Origin of the sequence: Lysobacter sp. BMK333-48F3 (assembly GCF_019733395.1) — a bacterium.
Lineage (GTDB): Bacteria > Pseudomonadota > Gammaproteobacteria > Xanthomonadales > Xanthomonadaceae > Lysobacter.
Map to the genome: position 1 here is coordinate 3,543,217 of NZ_JAIHOO010000001.1, position 20,950 is coordinate 3,564,166.

20 protein-coding genes are annotated in these 20,950 nt (G+C 69.7%); 6 read left to right on the forward strand and 14 right to left on the reverse strand.

Annotated features, from left to right (window positions below; all coding sequences use genetic code 11):
* The first annotated feature begins 13 nt into the window (after window positions 1-13).
* The 3 genes from K4L06_RS15255 to K4L06_RS15265 are packed head-to-tail and all read left to right on the forward strand — an operon-like array spanning window position 14 to window position 1,449.
* Entirely contained in the window at window positions 14-421 is a 408-nt protein-coding gene (locus K4L06_RS15255) for a hypothetical protein (protein WP_221672206.1), read from the forward strand.
* Window positions 418-723, forward strand: a complete 306-nt coding sequence (locus tag K4L06_RS15260; RefSeq protein WP_221672207.1) for a hypothetical protein — start codon at window positions 418-420, stop codon at window positions 721-723. The genes K4L06_RS15255 and K4L06_RS15260 overlap by 4 nt, the downstream gene beginning before the upstream one ends.
* A gap of 27 nt (window positions 724-750) precedes the next feature.
* Window positions 751-1,449 (forward strand): hypothetical protein, encoded by a 699-nt coding sequence (locus tag K4L06_RS15265; RefSeq protein ID WP_221672208.1) that lies wholly within the window; start codon window positions 751-753, stop codon window positions 1,447-1,449.
* A gap of 39 nt (window positions 1,450-1,488) precedes the next feature.
* On the opposite strand, the gene K4L06_RS15270 is transcribed toward K4L06_RS15265, so the two are convergent.
* The 5 genes from K4L06_RS15270 to K4L06_RS15290 form a co-directional block, all read right to left on the reverse strand.
* Window positions 1,489-4,053 carry an EAL domain-containing protein gene (locus tag K4L06_RS15270; RefSeq protein ID WP_221672209.1) on the reverse strand — a complete coding sequence of 855 codons (2,565 nt, stop codon included), beginning with the start codon at window positions 4,051-4,053 and terminating at the stop codon, window positions 1,489-1,491.
* Window positions 4,050-4,949, reverse strand: coding sequence for a hydroxymethylglutaryl-CoA lyase (locus K4L06_RS15275; RefSeq protein WP_221672210.1), 900 nt, complete (start codon window positions 4,947-4,949; stop codon window positions 4,050-4,052). The genes K4L06_RS15270 and K4L06_RS15275 overlap by 4 nt, the downstream gene beginning before the upstream one ends.
* Complete coding sequence (locus K4L06_RS15280; RefSeq protein WP_221672211.1) at window positions 4,946-5,560, reverse strand: hypothetical protein; 615 nt, start codon at window positions 5,558-5,560, stop codon at window positions 4,946-4,948. The genes K4L06_RS15275 and K4L06_RS15280 overlap by 4 nt, the downstream gene beginning before the upstream one ends.
* A gap of 330 nt (window positions 5,561-5,890) precedes the next feature.
* Window positions 5,891-7,906 (reverse strand): biotin carboxylase N-terminal domain-containing protein, encoded by a 2,016-nt coding sequence (locus K4L06_RS15285; RefSeq protein ID WP_221672212.1) that lies wholly within the window; start codon window positions 7,904-7,906, stop codon window positions 5,891-5,893.
* A 200-nt stretch (window positions 7,907-8,106) separates the two neighbouring features.
* Window positions 8,107-8,889: an enoyl-CoA hydratase-related protein gene (locus K4L06_RS15290; RefSeq protein WP_221672213.1), complete on the reverse strand. Its 783-nt coding sequence runs from the start codon at window positions 8,887-8,889 to the stop codon at window positions 8,107-8,109.
* Between the two features lie 132 nt (window positions 8,890-9,021).
* On the opposite strand from K4L06_RS15290, the gene K4L06_RS15295 reads away from it, so the two are divergent.
* The 3 genes from K4L06_RS15295 to K4L06_RS15305 are packed head-to-tail and all read left to right on the forward strand — an operon-like array spanning window position 9,022 to window position 11,400.
* A complete protein-coding gene (locus tag K4L06_RS15295; RefSeq protein ID WP_221672214.1) occupies window positions 9,022-9,267 on the forward strand; it encodes a FeoA family protein in 246 nt (81 codons plus the stop codon).
* Window positions 9,264-11,156, forward strand: a complete 1,893-nt coding sequence (locus tag K4L06_RS15300) for a ferrous iron transporter B (RefSeq protein WP_255595155.1) — start codon at window positions 9,264-9,266, stop codon at window positions 11,154-11,156. Before K4L06_RS15295 ends, K4L06_RS15300 begins: the two co-directional genes overlap by 4 nt.
* Window position 11,157: 1 nt before the next feature.
* A complete protein-coding gene (locus K4L06_RS15305; protein WP_221672215.1) occupies window positions 11,158-11,400 on the forward strand; it encodes a DUF6587 family protein in 243 nt (80 codons plus the stop codon).
* A gap of 84 nt (window positions 11,401-11,484) precedes the next feature.
* On the opposite strand, the gene K4L06_RS15310 is transcribed toward K4L06_RS15305, so the two are convergent.
* The 9 genes from K4L06_RS15310 to K4L06_RS15350 form a co-directional block, all read right to left on the reverse strand.
* Window positions 11,485-12,030, reverse strand: coding sequence for a hypothetical protein (locus tag K4L06_RS15310; RefSeq protein WP_221672216.1), 546 nt, complete (start codon window positions 12,028-12,030; stop codon window positions 11,485-11,487).
* A 36-nt stretch (window positions 12,031-12,066) separates the two neighbouring features.
* Complete coding sequence (locus K4L06_RS15315; RefSeq protein WP_221672217.1) at window positions 12,067-12,441, reverse strand: hypothetical protein; 375 nt, start codon at window positions 12,439-12,441, stop codon at window positions 12,067-12,069.
* Entirely contained in the window at window positions 12,438-13,025 is a 588-nt protein-coding gene (locus tag K4L06_RS15320) for a polymer-forming cytoskeletal protein (protein ID WP_221672218.1), read from the reverse strand. Before K4L06_RS15320 ends, K4L06_RS15315 begins: the two co-directional genes overlap by 4 nt.
* Window positions 13,026-13,344: 319 nt before the next feature.
* Window positions 13,345-14,718: a J domain-containing protein gene (locus K4L06_RS15325; protein WP_221672219.1), complete on the reverse strand. Its 1,374-nt coding sequence runs from the start codon at window positions 14,716-14,718 to the stop codon at window positions 13,345-13,347.
* On the reverse strand, window positions 14,715-16,412 hold the full coding sequence (locus tag K4L06_RS15330) for a molecular chaperone HscC (RefSeq protein WP_221672220.1): 1,698 nt from the start codon (window positions 16,410-16,412) through the stop codon (window positions 14,715-14,717). The genes K4L06_RS15325 and K4L06_RS15330 overlap by 4 nt, the downstream gene beginning before the upstream one ends.
* A gap of 140 nt (window positions 16,413-16,552) precedes the next feature.
* Window positions 16,553-18,163: a carboxyl transferase domain-containing protein gene (locus tag K4L06_RS15335; protein WP_221672221.1), complete on the reverse strand. Its 1,611-nt coding sequence runs from the start codon at window positions 18,161-18,163 to the stop codon at window positions 16,553-16,555.
* Between the two features lie 250 nt (window positions 18,164-18,413).
* Entirely contained in the window at window positions 18,414-18,803 is a 390-nt protein-coding gene (locus tag K4L06_RS22740) for a hypothetical protein (protein ID WP_221672222.1), read from the reverse strand.
* Between the two features lie 197 nt (window positions 18,804-19,000).
* The gene (locus K4L06_RS15345) at window positions 19,001-19,378 is read right to left on the reverse strand and encodes a hypothetical protein (protein ID WP_221672223.1); all 378 of its coding nucleotides are present in this window, start codon (window positions 19,376-19,378) and stop codon (window positions 19,001-19,003) included.
* A 122-nt stretch (window positions 19,379-19,500) separates the two neighbouring features.
* Window positions 19,501-20,676 (reverse strand): acetyl-CoA C-acyltransferase, encoded by a 1,176-nt coding sequence (locus tag K4L06_RS15350; protein ID WP_221672224.1) that lies wholly within the window; start codon window positions 20,674-20,676, stop codon window positions 19,501-19,503.
* Between the last annotated feature and the right edge of the window lie 274 nt (window positions 20,677-20,950).

Consider the following 20,950-nt stretch of genomic DNA (forward strand, 5'->3'; position numbering starts at 1 on the left):
ACGAGGAGGCCGAATGTTTGACCATGTGTTGAGCGCCAAGGAAAAGGACCTGCTTGGGCTGATCCAGCTCAGCGCCAGCCAGATGCCGCGATGCGTACTGAACGAGGAACTCATCGGCCCCGTCTGCGAACGCCATGGCTGGACCCGCGAGCAGTTCCTGGACGAGTTCGCCGTTCTCGTCGCACTGGATTTCGTTCGCGGCGATCTGTCCTATGCCGGCGGCGACCACGCCATGAACGATCTGCGCGCGTTCGCCCATATGGACTATCGCTTCGACGGCTTCGCGCTGCGCATCTACGAAGCGTTCGACGCCGGGGAGTACGATCGGCCGGGCGATCCCGACGATGTCGTCCCCTGGCAGAAATACACTTTGCCTGAAGTGATGGACGCCTTGCGCGAACGCGGCTTGCTTTGCCGATGAACCTGCACTGGAAAGACCTGGAAACCGACGCCGGCCGCTGGTTCGGCCTGGCCCTGCAATGCCGCATGGACGACGGCCGCCACCGCAAGCCGCCGCTGCGGCTGGAAAGCGGCGACAACGGCCGGATCCGGCTGGTGCAGGAGCGCGAGGGCAGCGAGCCGCCGGCGGTGCGCTTCTGGGCGACCTTGCTGGGCGACTACGCCGGCGTGCATTGGTTGCGCGGCGACGACGAGGCGCCGGCGCCGGTGCCGGCGTCGACACTGGATTCTGCGACCGTCGAACGACATGCGGCGCTGCCGTAGGCGCAACGCCTGCCCGGTTGGAGCCGGGTGTTCGCGCGCGCGGTGGCCGAGGGACCGGCTTCGTTCCTGTATCCGGGGTTGTGGGTGTTCATGGCGATGCGGCCCAAGGCCGGAACCTGGTCGTTCGAGACCGAGGCCCTGTTCCGGGCGCACGGCCACTGGTGGCTCGATGACGCACGCGATGCCTTGCGGGAAGACCCGCTGTTCTTTATCGACTGGTGGCACGGCGGCTATCCGGTGCTGAACCTGCGCGCGCCGGCCGCCGCCGACGACGGCCGGCTCAAGTGGTGGCGCAAGAAGGCGCGCGAGGACGCGTTGCCGCCGGTGCTGCTGTGGTATCTGAGCTGCCTCAACGGCTATGTCATCGTCGACGGCCATCTGCGCCTGCAGGCGGCCCTGCTCGAAGACCGGCCGCCGTCGTTTCTGGTCGCCTACTCGGCCTACGAACAGGCGGTGCAGCGCGATCCGGCCGCGCAGCGCGCGATTCTCGATTCCTACGAGCGCCACGCCCGCGAGCTGGCGCTCAGGCTGCCGCAGCGCCGGCCGATCGGCACCGACTCGATCAACTCCACCCTGATCGCGGCTTTCGACGACCGCCCGCTGCTGTTGCCGCGCAGCTACGGCTGGGCCACGCCCGGCTTGGAAGCGCAATGGCTGGGGCAGGTCCGGGCCAGGCTGGCGGCGATCGGGCGCAGCGAGGCCATGGACGAGATCGCGGCGCGCTGAGCGCAATCGCGGCCCCGCCGGGCATCCGCTGGCCTTCGCTCAGCCCGCGTGGCTGCGGCAGTAATCGCGCAAATCCCCCGGCGACAAGCCCGGGGCGAACAAAAAGCCCTGGCCGATGCCGACGCCGAGTTCGCGCAGGAAGCCGCGCTGGCGTTCGGTTTCGATGCCTTCGGCGACCAGGCCCAGGCCGAGGCTGCGGGCGATGCCGGTGACGGCCTGGCAGACCGCGACGTCGGACTGGTTGTCGGGCACGCCCTGGACGAACAACTGGCTCAGCTTGAGGCCGTGGATCGGCAGGCGGCGCAGGTAGTTGAGCGCGCTGTAGCCTTCGCCGAAATCGTCGATCGACAGGTGCACGCCGAGTTCGCGCAGGCGGGCGAAGGTGCGCACGGTGTCGGGCGCGTCCTCGATCAGCACCCGCTCGGTGAACTCCAGTTCCAGCGCATTGCCGGGCAGGCCGTACTCGGACAGCGCCGCGGCGACGTTGCTGGCGAGGTCGTCGCCGAGGAACTGGCGGTAGGAGACGTTGACCGCGACGCGTTCGATCCGCACGCCTTCGTCGCGCCACTTGCGCAACTGGCGGCAGGCCTCGTGCAGCACCCAGCCGCCGATGCCGACGATGTCGCCGGTGGTTTCGGCGTGGCCGATGAAGCGGTCCGGGCGCATCTCGCCCAGCGAGCGGTTGCGCCAGCGGATCAGCGCTTCCACCGCGATCACCCGGCCGTCGCTCAGGTCGACCTGCGGCTGGTAGACCAGGTGGAACTCGTCGTTGTGCACCGCGCGGCGCAGGTGGGTTTCCAGCTGCAGGCGGTGCAGCTGCTGTTCGGCCAGTTCCGGGGTGAACGCCTGCCAGCTGTTGCGGCCGCGGCGCTTGCTGTCGTACATCGCCACGTCGGCGCTCTGGATCAGTTGCTGCGCGGTGCGGCCGTCGAGCGGCGCCTGGGCGATGCCGATGCTGGCGGTGATGCTGAACTCCTCGCCGTCGACCCGGAAGCTGTCGCCGAAGCTCTCCAGGATCGCATCGGCGATGCGTTCGGCGCGCAAGGGCTCGCCGTCCAGCGAGCACACCACCAGGAACTCGTCGCCGCCGAAGCGGGCGATCTGGGCCGGGTCGTTGCCGATCGCCTGGCGGATCCGGCGCGCGGCCGAAGCCAGCAGGCGATCGCCGGCGGCGTGGCCGAGCACGTCGTTGACCACCTTGAAGCGGTCCAGGTCGATGTACAGCACCGCCAGCGGCGACTGCGGGAAGGTGTCCAGGCGTTGCTCGAGTTCGGCCAGCACCGCGTCGCGGTTGAGCAGGCCGGTCAGGGGATCGCTGCGCGCCTGGATGCGCAGGTGTTCTTCTTCCTGTTTGCGTTCGGTGACGTCCTGCATCGTTCCGGTCAGCACCTGGCCGACCGGGTCGCCGGCGCCGGCGTCGCCGATCACCCGCACCCAGAACACGCTGCCGTCGGGGCGCAGGCCCTGCAGTTCCAGATCCAGGCCGCGGCCGCCGCCGAGGCTGCGGTCGAGGTGGCTGCGCAAGCGGTGGCGGTCCACCGGGCGCAGGCAGTCGAGCAATTCCTCGATCGAGGCCGGCACGGTCTCGCGGCCGAGGATGCGCGCGGCCTCGTCGGTCAGGTACAGGCGGTCGCGGCCGGCGTCCCATTCCCAGCCGCCGATATGGGCCAGGGCCTGGGCGCGGTCGAACAGGGCGCTGTCGCGCTTGAGCGAGGTGACGTTGGAAAACAGCGCGAACACCTGGTTCGGGCGGTCGCCGCCGGGCGGGAACTTCGGTACCGCGGTCACCGACAGCCAGATCAGTTCGCGCCGCTCGCGGTGGTACAGGCCGAGCACGGTGCTCTCGACCACGCGCCCGGTTTCCAGGGCGATCCGCGAGGGGTATTGCTTGTGCGGCAGTTCGCGGCCGCGCTCGTCGATCACCATCCAGTGGCCGGAGCGCAGCTCGTCGGCGATGCTGTCGCCGCTGTGCAGCGACAACAGGCGCATCGCCGCGCTGTTGGCGTAGACGATGCGCAGGGAGTCGTCCTGCACGATCACGCCGCGGTCGATCAGCTCGACCAGTTCGCGGAAACGCAGTTCGGCGTCCTGGCGGGTGCTCAGGTCGCGGGCGACGGCGATGATCCGGCGCTGGCCTTCGTGCAGGAACGCGGCCGAGTGCACTTCGACCGGGAAACGGGTGCCGTCGCCGCGCTTGTTGGTGACTTCGATGACGTAGGTCTGGCCGCGGTTGAGGGTCTCCCACACCGGCACCAGATGGTCCTGCGGCAGCTCGGGGTTGAGCACGTGGATCGGCTGGCCGAGGATGTCCTCGCGCACTCGCCGGTGGGCTTCGGTGCCCAGGCGGTTGATCTCGATGACCGTGCCGTCTTCGTCGAGCACGGTGACCAGGTCGGGGATCGCGTCGAACAGGGCCCGGTACAGGCAACGGTGTTCGGCGCCGTCGCCGCGCGCGCGCAGCGCGGCGGCGGCTTCGGCCAGCAGGGCGCGCAGCGCCGGGTCGAGCTTGGGATCGTGTTGCGCCCGTTCCAGCGCCGCCAGCGTCCGCGCCGGGTCGCCGGTGCGGACCTGCGGCGGAGCCGGTGCGGGCGCGTCGCGCTTCACGCGGCCGCCAGCGCCTTGCCGACCTTGCTGCCGGTCTCGCGGCCGAGCAGGCCGGCCAGCCAGCGCCCGGTCTGGGCCAGCGCGTCCAGGTCGACGCCGGTGGCGATGCCCAGGCCGTGCAGCATGTAGACCACGTCCTCGCTGGCGACGTTGCCGCTGGCGCCCTTGGCGTAGGGGCAGCCGCCGGTGCCGGACACGGCCGAATCGACCACCGCCACGCCTTCTTCCAGGCAGGCCAGGATGTTGGACAGCGCCTGGCCGTAGGTGTCGTGGAAATGCACCGCCAGCGCCGCCACCGGCACTTCGGCGGCGACCGCCTTGAACATCGCCCGCGCCTTGCCCGGCGTGCCCACGCCGATGGTGTCGCCGAGCGAGATCTCGTAGCAGCCCATTTCGAACAGCGCGCGCGCCACCCGCACCACGTCGGCGACCGGCACCTGGCCCTGATAGGGGCAGCCGAGCACGGTGGAGACGTAACCGCGCACCGCCACGCCGTCGGCCTTGGCCCGCGCCAGCACCGGCGCGAAGCGTTGCAGCGACTCGTCGATGCCGGCGTTGATGTTCTTCTGGTTGAACGCTTCCGAGGCGGCGGTGAACACCGCGATCTCCTCGACTCCGACCGCGCGCGCGCGCTCGTAGCCTTGTTCGTTCGGCACCAGCACCGGATAGCGCACGCCGGGGCGGCGGGCGATGCCGGTGAACACCTCGGCCGCGTCCGCCAGCTGCGGCACCCACTTCGGGCTGACGAAGCTGGTCGCCTCGATGCTGCGCAGCCCGGTCGCGGACAGGCGGTCGATCAGGGCGATCTTGTCGGCGGTCGCGATCGGGCTCTTTTCGTTCTGCAGTCCGTCGCGGGGACCGACTTCGACGATGCGTACGGCGGAAGGCTGAGTCACGGATGTTCCTTGGATGGGACGCGTTGCAGCGATATGGCTTTGGCTTGGGTGTCGTATAGCAGATCGGTGCGGCGGGCGAGGGTGGCGCGCAGGCGTTCGGCATCGCCCTCGACCAGGGCGAAGCGGTCCTCCAGTTTGCGCCCGTCCAGCTCGCCGCGGGCGATCGCGGCCAGCGCGCGTTGCGAATCGGGCAGCCAGGCACTGATGCGGCCGCCCTGGATGCGATACAAGACCAGAAACACCGAGCCGGCCGGCGCGGTGGCGGTCAGGCTGCGGCCTTCGGCGCCGATCGCGCGTTCGGCCTGCGCCGGCGACAGCACGATGTAGCGGTCCTCGCCGAGCGAAAAGCCGGTCAGGTCCAACGCGACCGGACGTTCGCGCAGGCCGGGCCAGTCCTCGGTGTGGCAGCGCGCATCGATGCGGATGGTCTTGTCGACGCCCTCGGCGCGCAGGCGCCATTGGCCCGGCAGGTCGGGGTCGCAGCGGGATTCGGCGACCGGACTGCGCTCGAAGGCGACGCAGCCGGCGATCAGCGCCAGCGCGCCGAGCAGGATCGCGCCGCGCAGCAGCGGGCGCGGCGCGGGTACGGCGGACAGTGCGTTCGCGCTCATGGCGGCTCCGTCGTCGGCGCGGCAGGCGCCAAACGGATGAAACGGTAAAGCGTGCCCGCGTCCGGCCGCTGGAACGGCGACGGGTTGGCTTCGACCAGGCCATGGCCGCCGATCGGAGTCGGGTCGCAAGGCAGGGCGGCCGCGCAACCGACCAGGCCGGCGGTCGGTACAAGGCACAGGATCGGATACCGACGCATGCGAGATCCCTCTTGGCGACGCGGGGCCGGCGCGCCGAGCGGCGCCGGCGGAACGGCCCCGGCGCTCCAGCCGGGGCCTCCATCATTGCGGAAATTTCGCTAGCGGTCGATGTTGCGCCGCCGTACGGTCCGCTCAGGCCGGGGCCAGGGTCGCCAGCACCGCGTCGGCCTCGACGAAATCGCCGGCGGCGGCGCGGATCTCGGCGATGGTGCCGGCGCGCGGCGCCTTCAGGCTCAGCTCCATCTTCATCGCCTCGATCACCATCACTTCCTGGCCGGCTTCGACCGCGTCGCCCGGCGCGGCCTTGACCACCACCACCCGGCCCGGCATCGGCGCGTTGACGTTGTTGCCCGAACCGGCCGCTGCGCCCTGTTCGTGGCGGTACATCGGCACCGATTCCAGGCGCAGCCGGCGTTCGCCGTCGTGCATCACCAGGCGGGCGCCGTCGCCGAGCGCGCGCAGCCGGCGCGCGCGGCCGTCGATGCGCAGGCTCAGCTCGTCGCCGAGCAGGCGCGCGCCCTCGATGCGATGGGTGCCGTCGGCGCCGGCCAGCTCGATCCGGTAATCGCCGGCGCTGCCGTGGGCCTGCAGCTCCAGGCGCTGCTCGCGGCTCAGGAAGGCCAGGCTGCGGCGGCCGCCGTGGCCGAGCCGCCAGCCGTCGGCGATGGCCCAGGGCGAGCCCGGGTCGTTCGAGGCCGCGGCGCGCTCGCGGGTGCCGCGCTCCTGCGCCAGCAGTTCGCACACCGCCGCGCCGAGCAGCAGGTCGCGTTCGCCGGCCTCGTCGCGGTGCGCGGCGGGCATGAACTCGTCGAGATGACGGTCCAGGTAGCCGGTGTCGATGGTGCCTTCGACCACCGCCAGATGCCGCGCCAGGCGCTCGAGGAATTCGATATTGGATTTCGGCCCGGCGATCTCGCATTGCGCCAGCGCCGCGCGCAGCCGCGCCAGCGCGCGCGGGCGGTCGGCGTCGGCGACGATCAGCTTGGCGATCATCGGGTCGTAGAAGATCGTCACCGTGTCGCCTTCGATCACACCGGAGTCCAGCCGCACGTGCGCGTCGGCGGCCGGCAGGCGCAGGCGCTCGAGCTTGCCCGAGCCGGGCAGGAAGCCGGCTTCCGGGTCCTCGGCGTACAGCCGCACCTCGATCGCGTGGCCGCGCTGGACGATCGCCTCCTGGGCCAGCGGCAGCGGCTCGCCCGCGGCCACGCGCAACTGCCACTCGACCAGATCCTGGCCGGTGACCCACTCGGTGACCGGATGCTCGACCTGCAGCCGGGTGTTGATCTCCATGAAGTAGAAGCGACCGTCCTGGCCGACGATGAACTCGACCGTGCCGGCGTTGACGTAATCGATCGCCTGTCCGGCCAATACCGCCGCCGCGCCCATCTGCGCGCGCAGTTCGGGGCTCAGGAACGACGAAGGCGATTCTTCCAGCACCTTCTGGTAGCGGCGCTGGGCCGAGCATTCGCGCTCGTTGAGGTGGATCACCTGGCCGCGGCTGTCGCCGAAGATCTGGATCTCGATGTGGCGCGGGCGCTCGACGTAGCGCTCCAGCAGCACCCGGTCGCGGCCGAAGGCGTTGCGCGCTTCGCGCTGGCAGCTTTCCAGGTTGGCCAGGAACTCGCCGGCTTCGCGCACGATGCGCATGCCCTTGCCGCCGCCGCCATGGGCGGCCTTGATCATCAGCGGGTAGCCGATGCGGTCGGCCTCGGTCTGCAGCAGGGCGGGATCCTGGTTTTCGCCGGTGTAGCCCGGCACCACCGGCACCCCGGCGGCCTGCATCAGTTCCTTGGCCCCGGCCTTGCTGCCCATCTTGCGCATCGACGCCGCCTTCGGGCCGATGAAGGCGATGCCGGCGGCTTCGACCGCGTCGGCGAAGTCGGCGTTCTCGCTGAGGAAACCGTAGCCGGGATGGATCGCCTGCGCGCCGCTGCGCAGCGCGACCTCGATGATCGCCTCGCCGCGCAGGTAACTGTCGGCCGGGCGCGGGCCGCCGATCGGATAGGCCTCGTCGGCCTGGCGCACGTGCTGGGCGTCGGCGTCGGCCTCGGAATACACCGCGACGGTGCGGATGCCGAGCTGGCGGCAGGTGCGGATGACGCGACAGGCGATCTCGCCGCGGTTGGCGATCAGGATCTTTTCGAACATGGCAGGCCGCAGGTCGGGGCGCAGCGAGGCGCGTGGTCGGGAGCCGCGGCGCCGGAGGCGGACGCGATCCGGCGATTTTCGCCGATGCGGCGGCCTCGTGTCGCCCCGGCGTTGGCGAATGCGTCGCCGGCGGCGTGCGTACGTATCAGTATGCGCGCGCGCTCAGGCGTCCATGGCGGACGCCGGCGCGCGTCGCCGGCTCAGCGCGACCAGTTCGGCTTGCGCTTGTCGAGGAAGGCGCCGAGGCCTTCCTGGCCTTCGGCCGAGACCCGCAGCGCGGCGATCAGCGCGGCGTTGTCGGCGTCCAGGCGGGCGCCGTCGCGTTCGTAGGCGACCCGGCGCACCAGTTGCTTGGCCAGCGCGGCGGCGCGCGGGCCGGCCTTCAGCAGCAGGTCGACCTGGCGCGCGACCGCGGCGTCGAGCTGGTCCTCGGCCACGACCTCGTGCAGCAGGCCGATGCGCTGCGCGGTGGCGGCGTCGAAGATTTCGGCGGTGGCGAACCAGCGCCGCGCCTGGCGCGCGCCGATCGCCTCGATCACGTACGGCGAGATCACCGCCGGCAGCAGGCCGAGCTTGCTCTCGGTCAGGCCGAACTTGGCCGCCGGGGCGGCGATGGCGATGTCGCAGCAGGCGACCAGGCCGACCCCGCCGCCGAAGGCCGCGCCGTGGACCCGGGCCACGGTCGGCTTGGGCAGTTCGTTGAGGGTGCGCATCAGCCGCGCCAGCGACAGCGCGTCATCGCGGTTCTCGGCCTCGCCGGCGGCGGCCATGCCGCGCATCCAGTTGAGGTCGGCGCCGGCCGAAAACGAGGCGCCTTCGCCCTCGATCACCACCACTCGCACCTCGTCGTCGCCGGCGGCCGCCTCCAGCGCGCCGGTCAGGGCGGCGATCAGCATGGCGTCGAAGGCGTTGTGCAGCTCGGGACGGTTCAGGCGCAGGCGGGCGACAGGGCCCTCGCGCAGGCTCAGCAGCGGGTGGGTCATCGGGCGGGGGAGTTGATTGGAGTTGGCGAATGATACCGTTCAGCTTGCCCGCTCCGCCCCTGTCCGATGTACCAGTGCTAGAATGAGAACAATTCCCATTTGGGTCGCCACCTCCTTCCTGGAAGCCGCCTTTTGAAGCTGTCCGAACTGCCGCGTCGCACCGCGGCCACGGTCGAGTCCGTCGATGATCAGGTTCCCAACGACACCATTGCCAGGCGCTTGCGCGAACTCGGGTTCGTCGCCGGCGAGCGGGTGGAAGTGATGGCGGCCGGGCCGGTCGCCGCCGAGCCGCTGCTGGTGCAGATCGGCTACACCCGTTTCGCCCTGCGCCGCAGCGAAGCGGCGCGGGTGCGGGTGCGGCTGGAGACGCCGGCATGAGCGCGATCGCCGCCGCCGGCGCGATGCCCGCGACCGCGCCGATGCGCGTGGCCCTGGTCGGGAACCCCAACTGCGGCAAGACCGCCTTGTTCAACCTGCTGACCGGCAGCCGGCAGAAGGTCGCCAACTACGCCGGCGTCACCGTCGAGCGCAAGGAAGGCCGCCTGCATGCGCCGTCCGGGCGCAGCTACGCCGTGCTCGACCTGCCCGGCGCCTACAGCCTCAGCGCGGCCAGCCTGGACGAGGCGGTGACCCGCGACGTGCTGCGCGGCTTCTACCCGGGCGAACCGGCGCCGGACGTGCTGCTGTGCGTGGTCGACGCGACCAACCTGCGCCTGCACCTGCGCTTCATCCTGGAACTGCGCGAACTCGGCCGGCCGATGCTGGTGGCGATCAACATGATGGACGCGGCCAAGCGCCGCGGCATCGACATCGACCTGGCCGCGCTGGAGCGCGAGCTCGGCGTGCCGGTGGTGCCGACGGTCGCGGTCAAGCGCGACGGCGCGCGCGAACTGGTCGCGCTGCTCGACCGGATCGCGGCCGCGCCGCGCGAACCGCACGAGCCGCGGGTACGCCTGGGCGAAGGCGCCGACCTGCACGCCGAGACCCGGCGCCTGCTGGAACTGAGCGTGCGCATGCCGACCCGCACCGCGCGCGTCGACGACGCGCTCGACCGCTGGCTGCTGCACCCGGTGCTCGGCCTGCTGTCGCTGGCGGTGGTGATGTTCCTGATCTTCCAGGCGGTGTACGCCTGGGCCACGCCGTTGATGGACGGAATCGAGGCGATCACGGCCTGGACCGGCGAGCGCGCCGGCGCGCTGCTGCCCGACGGGCCGTTGCGCAGCCTGCTGGTCGACGGCGTGATCGCCGGCCTCGGCGGGGTGATGGTGTTCCTGCCGCAGATCCTGATCCTGTTCGCCTTCATCCTGGCGTTGGAAGAATCCGGCTACCTGCCGCGCGCGGCCTTCCTGCTCGACCGGATGATGGCCGGCGCCGGCCTGTCCGGGCGCTCGTTCATTCCGCTGCTGTCGAGCTTCGCATGCGCGATCCCCGGGATCATGGCGACGCGTTCGATCCAGGACCCGCGCGATCGCCTCGCCACGATCCTGGTCGCGCCGCTGATGACCTGCTCGGCGCGGCTGCCGGTGTATGCGCTGCTGATCGGCGCCTTCATCCCGCAGCGCCAGGTCTGGGGCGTGCTCAACCTGCAGGGCCTGGTCCTGTTCGGCCTGTACCTGGCCGGCATCCTCAGCGCGCTGGCGGTGTCGTGGGTGATGAAGAAGTGGCGCCGCGACAAGAGCGAGCACGCGCTGCTGCTGGAACTGCCGTCCTACCGCATTCCCAACCCGCGCGACCTGCTGATCGGCCTGTGGGAACGCGCCTGGATCTTCCTGCGCCGGGTCGGCGGCATCATCCTGGCCCTGACCATCCTGCTGTGGTTCCTGCTGTCGTTCCCGGGCGCGCCGGAAGGCGCCACCGCCCCGGCGATCGACTACAGCTTCGCCGGCCGCATCGGCCACGCGATGACCGCGGTGTTCGCGCCGATCGGCTTCAACTGGCAGATCTGCATCGCCCTGATCCCGGGCCTGGCCGCGCGCGAAGTGGCGGTGTCCTCGCTGGCCACGGTCTATGCGCTGTCGGCGCCGGACGACGAGGCCGCGGCGCAGGCGCTGACCCCGATCATCACCGACACCTGGTCGCTGGCGACCGCGCTGGCCCTGCTGGTGTGGTTCATCTACGCGCCGCAGTGCATTTCCACCCTGGCCACCATCCGCCGCGAGACCAACTCGTGGAAGCAGGTGGGGATCGCCGCCGGCTACCTGTTCGCGCTGGCTTATCTGGCCTCGCTGCTGACCTATCAGGTCGCGGTATGGCTGGGAGCGGGCTGAGATGGACCTGGGCCTGTTCGCGCAGTACCTGGTGATCGCGATCGCGGTCGCGGTCAGCGCGGTGGTGGTCGCGCGCAAGCAGTTCCCCGGCGGCGTGCGCCGCCTGCGCATCGCCTGCGCGCTGCCGCTGGTGCGCGAAGGGCGCCCGGACTGGATGCGCAGGCTCGGCCGGCGCATCGCTCCGGCGCCGCGCGCGGCCGGGCCGAACTGCGCCGGGTGCGACAACTGCGGCCCTTCCGACTGAGACTCCGGGCCGCGCGGTCGCGGCGCGCGTCCCTCGTCGCAACCGTATCGTCGGAACCGCGCCGTCGACTGCGTGCGCGCCGCCTCAGCCGGCGCGTTCGCGCAAGTAGGCCGCGGCGCGGTCCAGATGCCGGCGCGCCTCGTCCAGATGGTGCCGCGGCGGCGCGCCGTCGAAGCGGCTGAGCCCGTCGCCCAAGGTCAGGTAGGCGCGCACCTCGCCGCTGCCGCGGCTATCGAAGGCGAGAACGAAATCGTCCGCCTCGGCATCGTTGAACCCGGCCGCGCCGCGCAAGGGGCCGAGCACGCGCAGCAGTTCGATCGGATGCCCCGACGCCTGCAGCATGACGATGCGCAGTTCGCGGCGCAGTTCGTCGTATTCCACCGGCGGCGTGCCGGTCCACGGGTCCTGGCGCCAGGCCTTGATCATCTCGGCGACGGTGGTCGCCTGCGGATCGGCCAGGGCTTCGGCGTGGCCGCGGCGCTCGCCGTGGCCGGCCTGCGCCGGCGACGGCCAGTCGCCGAACTCGCTCGGGTGCGCCGGAGCGGAATCCATGTAGGCCTGATAGCGCTGTAGGTCGAGGGTGAATCTCGCGTACAGCGAAAGCGGTTGCGGCACTGCCGGTTGCGACATCCAGAAGATCCTTTCCTGTGACCGTGGCGCCGCGGATCAGCGGCGCAGCCGTCCCTTGCTCGCGGCTTTCCAGCCGACCGCCTCGAAGGCCTCGACCGACAAAGTGAAGGTGCGCTCGTCGCCCGGATGCAGGGCGCCGACGCCGACCACCTGGCGGGTGATCTCGTCGCCGCGCTCGTTGCGGATCGACAGCACCATCGAATACTCCCAGGCGACGTCGCCCTGCGGCGGGCGAATCGTGCCTTCCACGTGCAGCGGCGAGAACCTCGCCGCTGCGCGCTGCGACGCATCCGAGTCGAAACGCAGATGGTGCTTGCATGCCGGGCAGACGCTCGCGCTGTCGAGAATCGTCGCCTTGCAATGCGGGCATACGCGCGTCGCGCCGGGCTGGCCCTGGCGGACTGCGCTCATGAGTCGGCGCCGTTCTCCGTCTTGGCGCCGTTCTTGTCGTGCTTGGACGACTTGGCGTTGCCGGCGTCCTTGTCTTCCCAGCCGAACTCGACCTGGCCGCGCATGCGCGAACCGGCGGCGACGGTGACCACGCCGGCCTTGACGTCGCCGATCATCGCTCCGCTTTCCAGCAGCTCGACCCGCTGCGCGGCTTCGATGTTGCCTTCCAGCTCGCCGGCGATGACGACCTTGCGCGCGCGCACGCCGCCGTTGAGCTTGGCGCCGAGTTCGACGGTGAGATCGCCGTCGACCTGCACGTCGCCCTTGAAGCGGCCGGCGATGCGGATATGGCCCGAGCCCTGGATCTTGCCTTCGATCGACAGGTCGGAAGCGATCAGCGACTCCTTCACCGTTTCGCGTTCCGGCGCGCGCGGGGCGGGCGCGGCGGCTGCGGGCGCCGGGGCGATCGGCGCCGGCGCGTGGGTCGGCTGACCGAAGCTGAATTCGTTGAGCGTGTCGGGCTCGCGCTTGAGCGCGGTTTCGGGCTGGGCCGGCGGAACCGGATTGTCGCGCTTGGGCGGAGCGGGCTGATTGAAGATAGCCATGACGCGGTGTTTCCTCAGGTCGGGGGATCAAGTGATGACACGCGTGAACAACGGAGCCTAACACGCTGATCAGAAGCGCCCACTGTGATGTGCCTCACCAATCGGAGTTGCAGGAAACGGCGACTCCGGTTCAGTTATTTCGTGCGCTGCGTCGAATGCTTGGCGACACGGAAAAACATGGGCGGAAGCCACGAACTGCATGTCGGCGTCATGTCGACACTAATTCAGAAATCTTTCAGCGGGATGAACAGGGGAGTGCACGACAAGCGCGTCGCTCGGTCATGACCGTTCGGATCCAGCGGACCTTCGCGGTGTTTCCTTAATGGGGCGATGAGCCAGTCCGGCGGGAACGGCGCAGCAACAGGTAGTCGATGCATATCACCAGCAGGTTGGTGCCGATCACCATGGCCGGTATCGACAGGAACAAGCCGTCATTGGGAGCTTTCAACACCACTTGGGCGATCATCGCCGCTGCGATCCCCAATGCGCCGCGCAAGGCGATGGCTATCCAACGCCATGGGCCGAAGTACGCGGTGCTGGCGAAGTCCGCGAAGAAGCGGAGTTGATCGGCGTCCATTTGCGCCGGGATGCCTTGATAGCTATCGATCAGGCGTTTTGCGATTCGAGCGATGCGTTGCGGCATGCCAGGTATTGCGACGGCGATGACCAGCGCTCGAAGCAAGCCGAAGCGGCGCTTGAGTTGTTGGATCGGAAATCGCGAATGCTCGCCCCAATGAGCGGTGTTCTCGGTCTCCAGGCTCCAAGCAGCCGTTTTCCGGTTGCTCAGAAGCCGGGCGTCTTCGTAGCCGAAAAATTCGACGAGCACCGCCACCAGCGGCGGCGGCACGCGCAGCAAGTCGTCCTGCGCCAACCAGGAATGAAGTTTCTCGCCAACGCTTCGGCGAACGTGCCGGTCGTGCAGTTCTTCCTGTGCGTACAACCAGCGTTTGAACTCGGCCGCGCTGGATCTTTGGCAGCGGCGCTCGATCTCGGAGCGAAAGACTGGATAGTTCAGCCGTGCCTCGCCGCGTGCCGCTCGCATCGTCGAATGAACGTGAGGCGGATAGGTGCCCAAGGCTTCCAGGTCGAAGAAGTCCGATATTGCATCGAGCGTCTGGATCGGCAGCGCCGTCTGGTCGATCAGCAGCGGCACCAGGGCGATGGCGGCGTCATGCTTGTTTTTCAGCGAGTACAGCGGCGGATAGTCGCGTAGCCATTGCGAGAACGCATCGGGCGATCTGGCCAGCGCTTCGCCCAGGATCTCCCGCGCGATCTGATTGGGAGGCGTCCAGTCCGTTTCCGAGTCTCGTGCGGGGTCGCGGATAGGAATGGATGGCGCCCGCTCGCTGCGTCGGTTCGGGCTCGGCGACTCTTGGCCGGGCGAGCACGCAACGGCGGCGGGCTGGTTTGTTGGGGCGGCGATCTCGGCGGGCAGCGCAGGCCCGTGCGGGGCGGCCGAAGCCTGATCGCCGCCGGCCGGCTCCGCGCTCACGATCGCCGGTTGAACGCTGGTCTGGCCCGTTCGTTCGCGCTCTTGCGCCAGCTCCAGTGCAGCACGATAGGCTTCGTTGATCCGTTGGAATCCGGCCGGATCTTCGTCTGGCCTGGCTTGCCGGATCGCATTGGCATAGGCGCGCTTGATCTGCCGCCCATCAGCGTTTTCCTCGAGGCCGAGCGTGGCGAACGGACTCATGCGTAGCCCTGGGTCTCGATGCGGGCCAGGAGCTCTCCGAAATGGCTGCGGTGTTCGGCGATCAAGCGCGGGTCTTGCGATTCGAGGATTTGACGGAATTGCAACAGCGCATCTTGCAGAGCGTTTCGTGCCCACAGATGCTCTTCGTACAGGCGCTCGGCGCGCGCAATCATCAGCAGGTTTTCTTGTTGGTCGCGTGGATGGATCTTGATTTGTTCGAGCAAGGCGATCCGCGCGCGTATCTCCTCGACGCTGAGGACGCCAGGATTCTTCTCCAGCACCAGGTCGCGCTTGCGGCCGGTCGCGACCGCGGTCGCCTCCACCTGGAGGAGGCCATTGACATCGTAAGTGAAACGGATGTCGAGCGGATTGTCTGCGCTGGCGGTGTTGGGCGGGAGCTCGATGCTCAGATTGCCGAGCAGGACATTGTTCTGCACGCGCGGGCTTTCGCCTTGGTAGACCTCAATGTGCACGACTTTCTGTCCGTCATGAATTGGGTAATAGCGTTCGACTCGGCTTACCGGCACGGTGCTGTTGCGTTGGATGATGGGAGAAAAGGTGCCGGACACGAAGCGGCCGTTGCCGACCTCTTGTGCCGTGCTGACCCCCAGCGTATGCGGGCACACGTCGGTGAGGATGACCTCTTCCAGGCTCTCGTGGCGGGTCTTCATGCCCGCGGCGATGCAGGCGCCGGCGCCGATCGCCTCGTCGGGGTTCAAATGGCGCAACGGCAGGCGGCCGAACATGCGCGAGACCAGTCGCGCGCACAGCGGCATGCGCGAGGCGCCGCCGACCAGGACGATTTCGTCGAGTTGTCCCGGGTTGAGCTTGGCGTCGCGCATCGCACGTTCCAGCGGCGCGCGCAGGCGCTGCACCAGCGGATCGCAGATGCGGGCGAAGCCGGCCTCGTCGATGCGCCAGGCGCGGGCCTGGCCGGCCAGGGGAATCTCCAGCGCGGCTTCGGTGCCCAGCGCCAGGTCATGCTTGAGGCCTTCGATCCGCCGCTGCAGGACGGCGCGTTCGCCGGCGGCGAGCGCGTCGGCGGACAGGCCGTGTTCGTCCAGGAACGCCTCCAGCAGCGCGCGCGAAAAATCCTCGCCGCCGAGGAAGTTGTCGCCGGCGCTGGCGTGCACTTCCATGATCCCTTCGAACAACTCCAGGATCGACACGTCGAAGGTGCCGCCGCCGAGGTCGAAGACCAGGTAGCGGCCGCCGCCGTCGCGTTGCTGCAGGCCGTAGGCCAGCGCGGCGGCGGTGGGTTCGTTGATCAGCCGCTCGACCTTTATCCCGGCCAGTTCGCCGGCGATGCGGGTGGCCTTGCGTTGGCTGTCGGAAAAGTAGGCCGGCACGCTGATCACCGCCTCGACCACTTTCTCGCCGGTGGCCGCTTCGGCGTCGGCGATCAAGGACTTGAGGATCAGCGCCGAGAGCTCTTCCGGGCGGAAGCGATGGCCGCCGAGCGCGGTGACCCGGTCGCTGCCCATCCAGCGCTTGAACGCGGCCACGCTGCGCTGCGGGTGCGAGACCAGCCGCTCGCGCGCGGCGCTGCCGACGATGATCCGGTCCTGGTCGTCGACGCTGACCGCCGAGGGCGTCAGCAGCGAGCCCAGGGCATTGGGGATCAGTTGCGGGCCGTCCGGGCCGTAACGGCCGATCAGGGAGTGGGTGGTGCCTAAATCGATGCCGACGATCATGCGCGAATGTGCTTCCTTGACCGGTATGTCCGGCGGCTACGGGCCGCCGCGGCGTACGGTCGCAGGTTCGTGACCGCTCGCACAAGTCCCTCTGGCCGGCGTCGCGCGCGCCGGCGGGGAAAGCGCCGGTCCAGGCCGGCTTACATGCGGAACACGCCGAAGCGGGTGCGGTCTTCGATCGGGGCGTTGAGGCTGGCCGACAGGCCCAGGCCGAGCACGCGGCGGGTGTCGGCGGGGTCGATGATGCCGTCGTCCCACAACCGCGCGCTGGCGTAGTAGGGGTTGCCCTGGTTTTCGTATTGCTCGCGGATCGGCGCCTTGAACGCGTCCTCTTCCTCGGCGGTCCAGACCTTGCCGGCGGCTTCGATGCCGTCGCGGCGCACCGTGGCCAGCACCGAGGCGGCCTGTTCGCCGCCCATGACGCTGATCCGCGCGTTCGGCCACATCCACAGGAAGCGCGCACCGTAGGCGCGGCCGCACATGGCGTAGTTGCCGGCGCCGAAGCTGCCGCCGATCACCACGGTGAACTTGGGCACGTGCGAGCAGGCCACCGCGGTGACCATCTTGGCCCCGTCCTTGGCGATGCCGGCGTTCTCGTACTTCTTGCCGACCATGAAGCCGGTGATGTTCTGCAGGAACACCAGCGGAATGCCGCGCTGGTTGCACAGCTCGATGAAGTGCGCGCCCTTGAGCGCGCTCTCGGCGAACAGGATGCCGTTGTTGGCGACGATGCCGACCGGATAGCCGTGCAGGTGGGCGAAGCCGGTGACCAAGGTCTTGCCGTAGCGCGCCTTGAACTCCTGGAACTCGCTGCCGTCGGCGACCCGCGCGATCACTTCGCGGATGTCGAACGGCTTGCGTGTGTCCTTGGGCACGATGCCGTACAGCTCTTCGGCCGGGTACAGCGGCTCGCGCGGCGCCTGCGCAGCGACCGGCAGGGCCTTCTTGCGGTTGAAGGTGGCGACGATGTCGCGCGCGATCTGCAGCGCGTGGCGGTCGTCTTCGGCGAAATGGTCGGCCACGCCGGACACGCTGGTATGCACGTCGGCGCCGCCGAGCGCTTCGGCGTCGACCACTTCGCCGGTCGCCGCCTTCACCAGCGGCGGGCCGCCGAGAAAGATCGTGCCTTGTTCCTTGACGATCACCGACTCGTCGCACATCGCCGGCACGTAGGCGCCGCCGGCGGTGCAACTGCCCATCACCACCGCCACCTGGGGAATGTTCTCGGCGCTGAGCCGGGCCTGGTTGTAGAAGATCCGGCCGAAGTGCTCCCGGTCCGGGAACACTTCGTCCTGCAGCGGCAGGAAGGCGCCGCCGGAGTCCACCAGGTAGACGCAGGGCAGGCGGTTCTCGCGCGCGATCTCCTGCGCGCGCAGGTGCTTCTTGACCGTCATCGGGAAGTAGGTGCCGCCCTTGACCGTGGCGTCGTTGGCGACGATCACCACTTCCAGGCCCTGCACCCGGCCGATCCCGGCGACCATGCCCGCGGCCGGCGCGGCGTCGTCGTACATGCCTTCGGCGGCGAGCGGGGCGATTTCCAGGAACGGCGAGCCCGGGTCGAGCAGGGCGGCGATGCGGTCGCGCGCCAGCAGCTTGCCGCGCTCGGTGTGCTTGGCCCGCGCCTTGTCGCCGCCGCCGTGCGCGGCGCGCGCCAGGCGCGCGTCGAGCTCCTCGACCAGGGCCTGGTGGTAGGCGACGTTGTCGCGGAAGTCCTGCGAGCGTGGGTCGAGCTGGGAGGTGAGGGCGGGCATCGCGCAACGGCCGTCGGTTTTGGACGCGGCATCAGAACACAAAGCGCGCCGCGCGGCCAAGCGCCGGCGACGGCGCGGATCAACGCACGCCGGCGCATGGATGCGCGCTTCGGTGCGGCGTGGGCGCTGCGCAGACCGCGTGCGGAAACGGCCGGCGCCGCACAGCGGCCGCGCCCGGGAACGAGCGGGCGGACAAAAAGAAAGGCCCGCTTGCGCGGGCCTTTCGGGCATTGCGGGAGAGCGCCAGCGATTAGTGCTTGGCGGCTTCTTCCTTGGCCTTGTCGGCAGCGGCGTCGGCCTTGTCGGCGACGTTCTGCGCGGCATCGGCGGTGGCGTCGGCGGCCTTGGCGGCGGCGTCGGCAGCGCCGGCGGCGGCCTGGTCGGCGCCAGCGGCGGCAGCGGCAGCGGCGTTGTCCACGGCGGTGCCGGCAGCGGCGGCGGCGTCGGCGGTGGCAGCGGCGGCGGCTTCGGCGCCTTCGGCGGCGGCGGTGCCGGCGGCGTTGGCGGCCTGGGCGGCGGCGTCGCCAGCCTGTTCGGCGGCGGCGGAGGCCTCAGCGGCTTCGTTCTTGGCTTCTTCGGTCTTGGTGCAGGCCGACATTGCCAGGACGGCGGCGGCGAGCAGGACGAGATGGGTCTTCATGAGCTGTCTCCTGAGGAGTTGTCTGAGAAAAACGTCTGGGTGGATCTGTCAGGCAACGCCAGTGCTCGCTGCGGTCCGGCAAGCCGGCTTCGATCGTTCACTGACCTTACGGAAAAAGCCGCCGGAGAACCGGCGGCTTTCCCGTTCGACACGACAAAAGTCGCGTCGGAACCGAAGCGATATCGCGCGAGGCGATATTACTTCTTGGCTTCTTCCTTGGCAGCTTCCGCCGGAGCGGCAGCGTCCTTGGCAGCGTCGGCAGCCTGGCCAGCGGCGTCGGCAGCGTTCTTGGCAGCGTCAGCAGCGGCGTCGGCAGCGGCCGGGGTGGTGGCAGCGGCAGCGGCGTCGGCCGAGGTGGCGGCGGCGTCGGCGGCGGTGGCAGCGGCGTCGGCCGAAGCAGCGGCGGCGTCGGCGGTGGCGGCGTCGCCAGCGGCAGCGGCGGTGTCAGCAGCGGCCTGGGCTTCGGTCGAAGCGGCAGCGGCGTCGGCGGAAGCTTCTTCGGCCTGCTTCTGGTTCGAGCAAGCGGCCAGGGCCAGGCCCAGAGCCAGGGCGATCAGCGCCTTGTTGAAATTCATGATTCGGATTCCTCGTCGTTTAGTTAGGCAACGCGCAGTTGCGCGCCGATAACATGATGACAAGCCGGTGACGTGTGTCAAGCGGCCCGCCGGTTTTTTTTGTGCAACGCGTTTTTAACTTTTTACACCAACTCGATCGCAATTGCGGTGGCTTCGCCGCCGCCGATGCACAGCGAAGCCACGCCGCGCTTGCCGCCGCGCGTGCGCAAGGCATTGATCAACGTGACCACCAGACGCGCGCCGCTGGCCCCGATCGGGTGGCCCAGAGCGACTGCGCCGCCGTGCACGTTGAGCTTCTCATGGGGGATGCCGAGGTCCTTCATCGGCGCCATCGCGACGCAGGAAAAGGCCTCGTTGACCTCGAACAGGTCGACGTCGGCGACGCTCCAGCCGGCCTTTTCGAGCACGTTTGAAATCGCTTTCACCGGCGCGGTGGTGAACCACTCCGGGGCCTGGGCGTGGCCGGCGTGGGCGACGATCCGCGCCAGCGGCGCGAGCCCGCGCGCGGCGGCCTCGTCGGCCGACATCAGCACCGCGGCGGCGGCGCCGTCGGAGATCTTCGACGAGGACGCGGCGGTCAGCACGCCGTCCTTGCCGAACGCCGGGCGCAGGCCCGGGATCTTGCTGACGTCGATCTTGCCCGGCTCTTCGTCGCTGTCGACCACGGTGTCGCCCTTGCGGCCCTTGACCGTCACCGGGACGATCTCGTCCTTGAAGTGGCCGGAGCCCTGCGCGGCCTGGGCGCGCTTGACGCTTTCCTCGGAAAACGCGTCGATCGCGGCGCGGTCGAAGCCGTACTTCTCGCACGCGGCGTCGCCGAACACGCCCATCGCCTTGCCGTCGTAGGGATTGGTCAGGCCGTCCCAGGCCATGTGGTCGAGGAACTCGGCGCTGCCGTAGCGGATGCCGGTGCGCGAGTTGTTGAGCAGGTGCGGGGCGTTGGTCATCGACTCCATGCCGCCGGCGACGACGACCTTGGCCGAGCCGGCCTTGATCAGGTCGTGGCCGAGCATGATCGCCTTCATGCCTGAGCCGCAGACCTTGTTGATGGTGGTGCAGCCGGCGGCGGTGGGGATGCCGGCGGCGAGCGTGGCCTGGCGCGCCGGGGCCTGGCCGAGGCCGGCCGGCAGCACGCAACCCATGATCACTTCGTCGACCTGGTCGGCGGCGACGCCGGCCTGCGCCAGCGCGCCGGCGATGGCGGCGCTGCCCAGGGTCGGAGTCGGGACGCCGGTGAACTGGCCGAGGAAGGAACCGATGGCGGTGCGCTTGGCACCGACGATGACGACGTCGCTCATGGGGCGAGAACTCCGGGTTCTGTGCGCCGGCGGGGGCCGGCGGGTCGTAGGGCGCCGGCCGCGGCCGGAATCTGCGAATTATGCGGCGCCGTGCTGCAGCGCGGCAAATTCGGCATGGCGGATAACGAAAAACGAACAAATCGCCCCGCGCCAGCCGGCCGGCCGCTGAATGCCGTAGCGGCCAAAAGCGGCCGCAGGTGCCCCCGGGCCGGGGGCATGGCGCCCCGGCGCGGCGGCGGCATGGCAGTGCCGCGCGGCACAGATGAACCGGTGA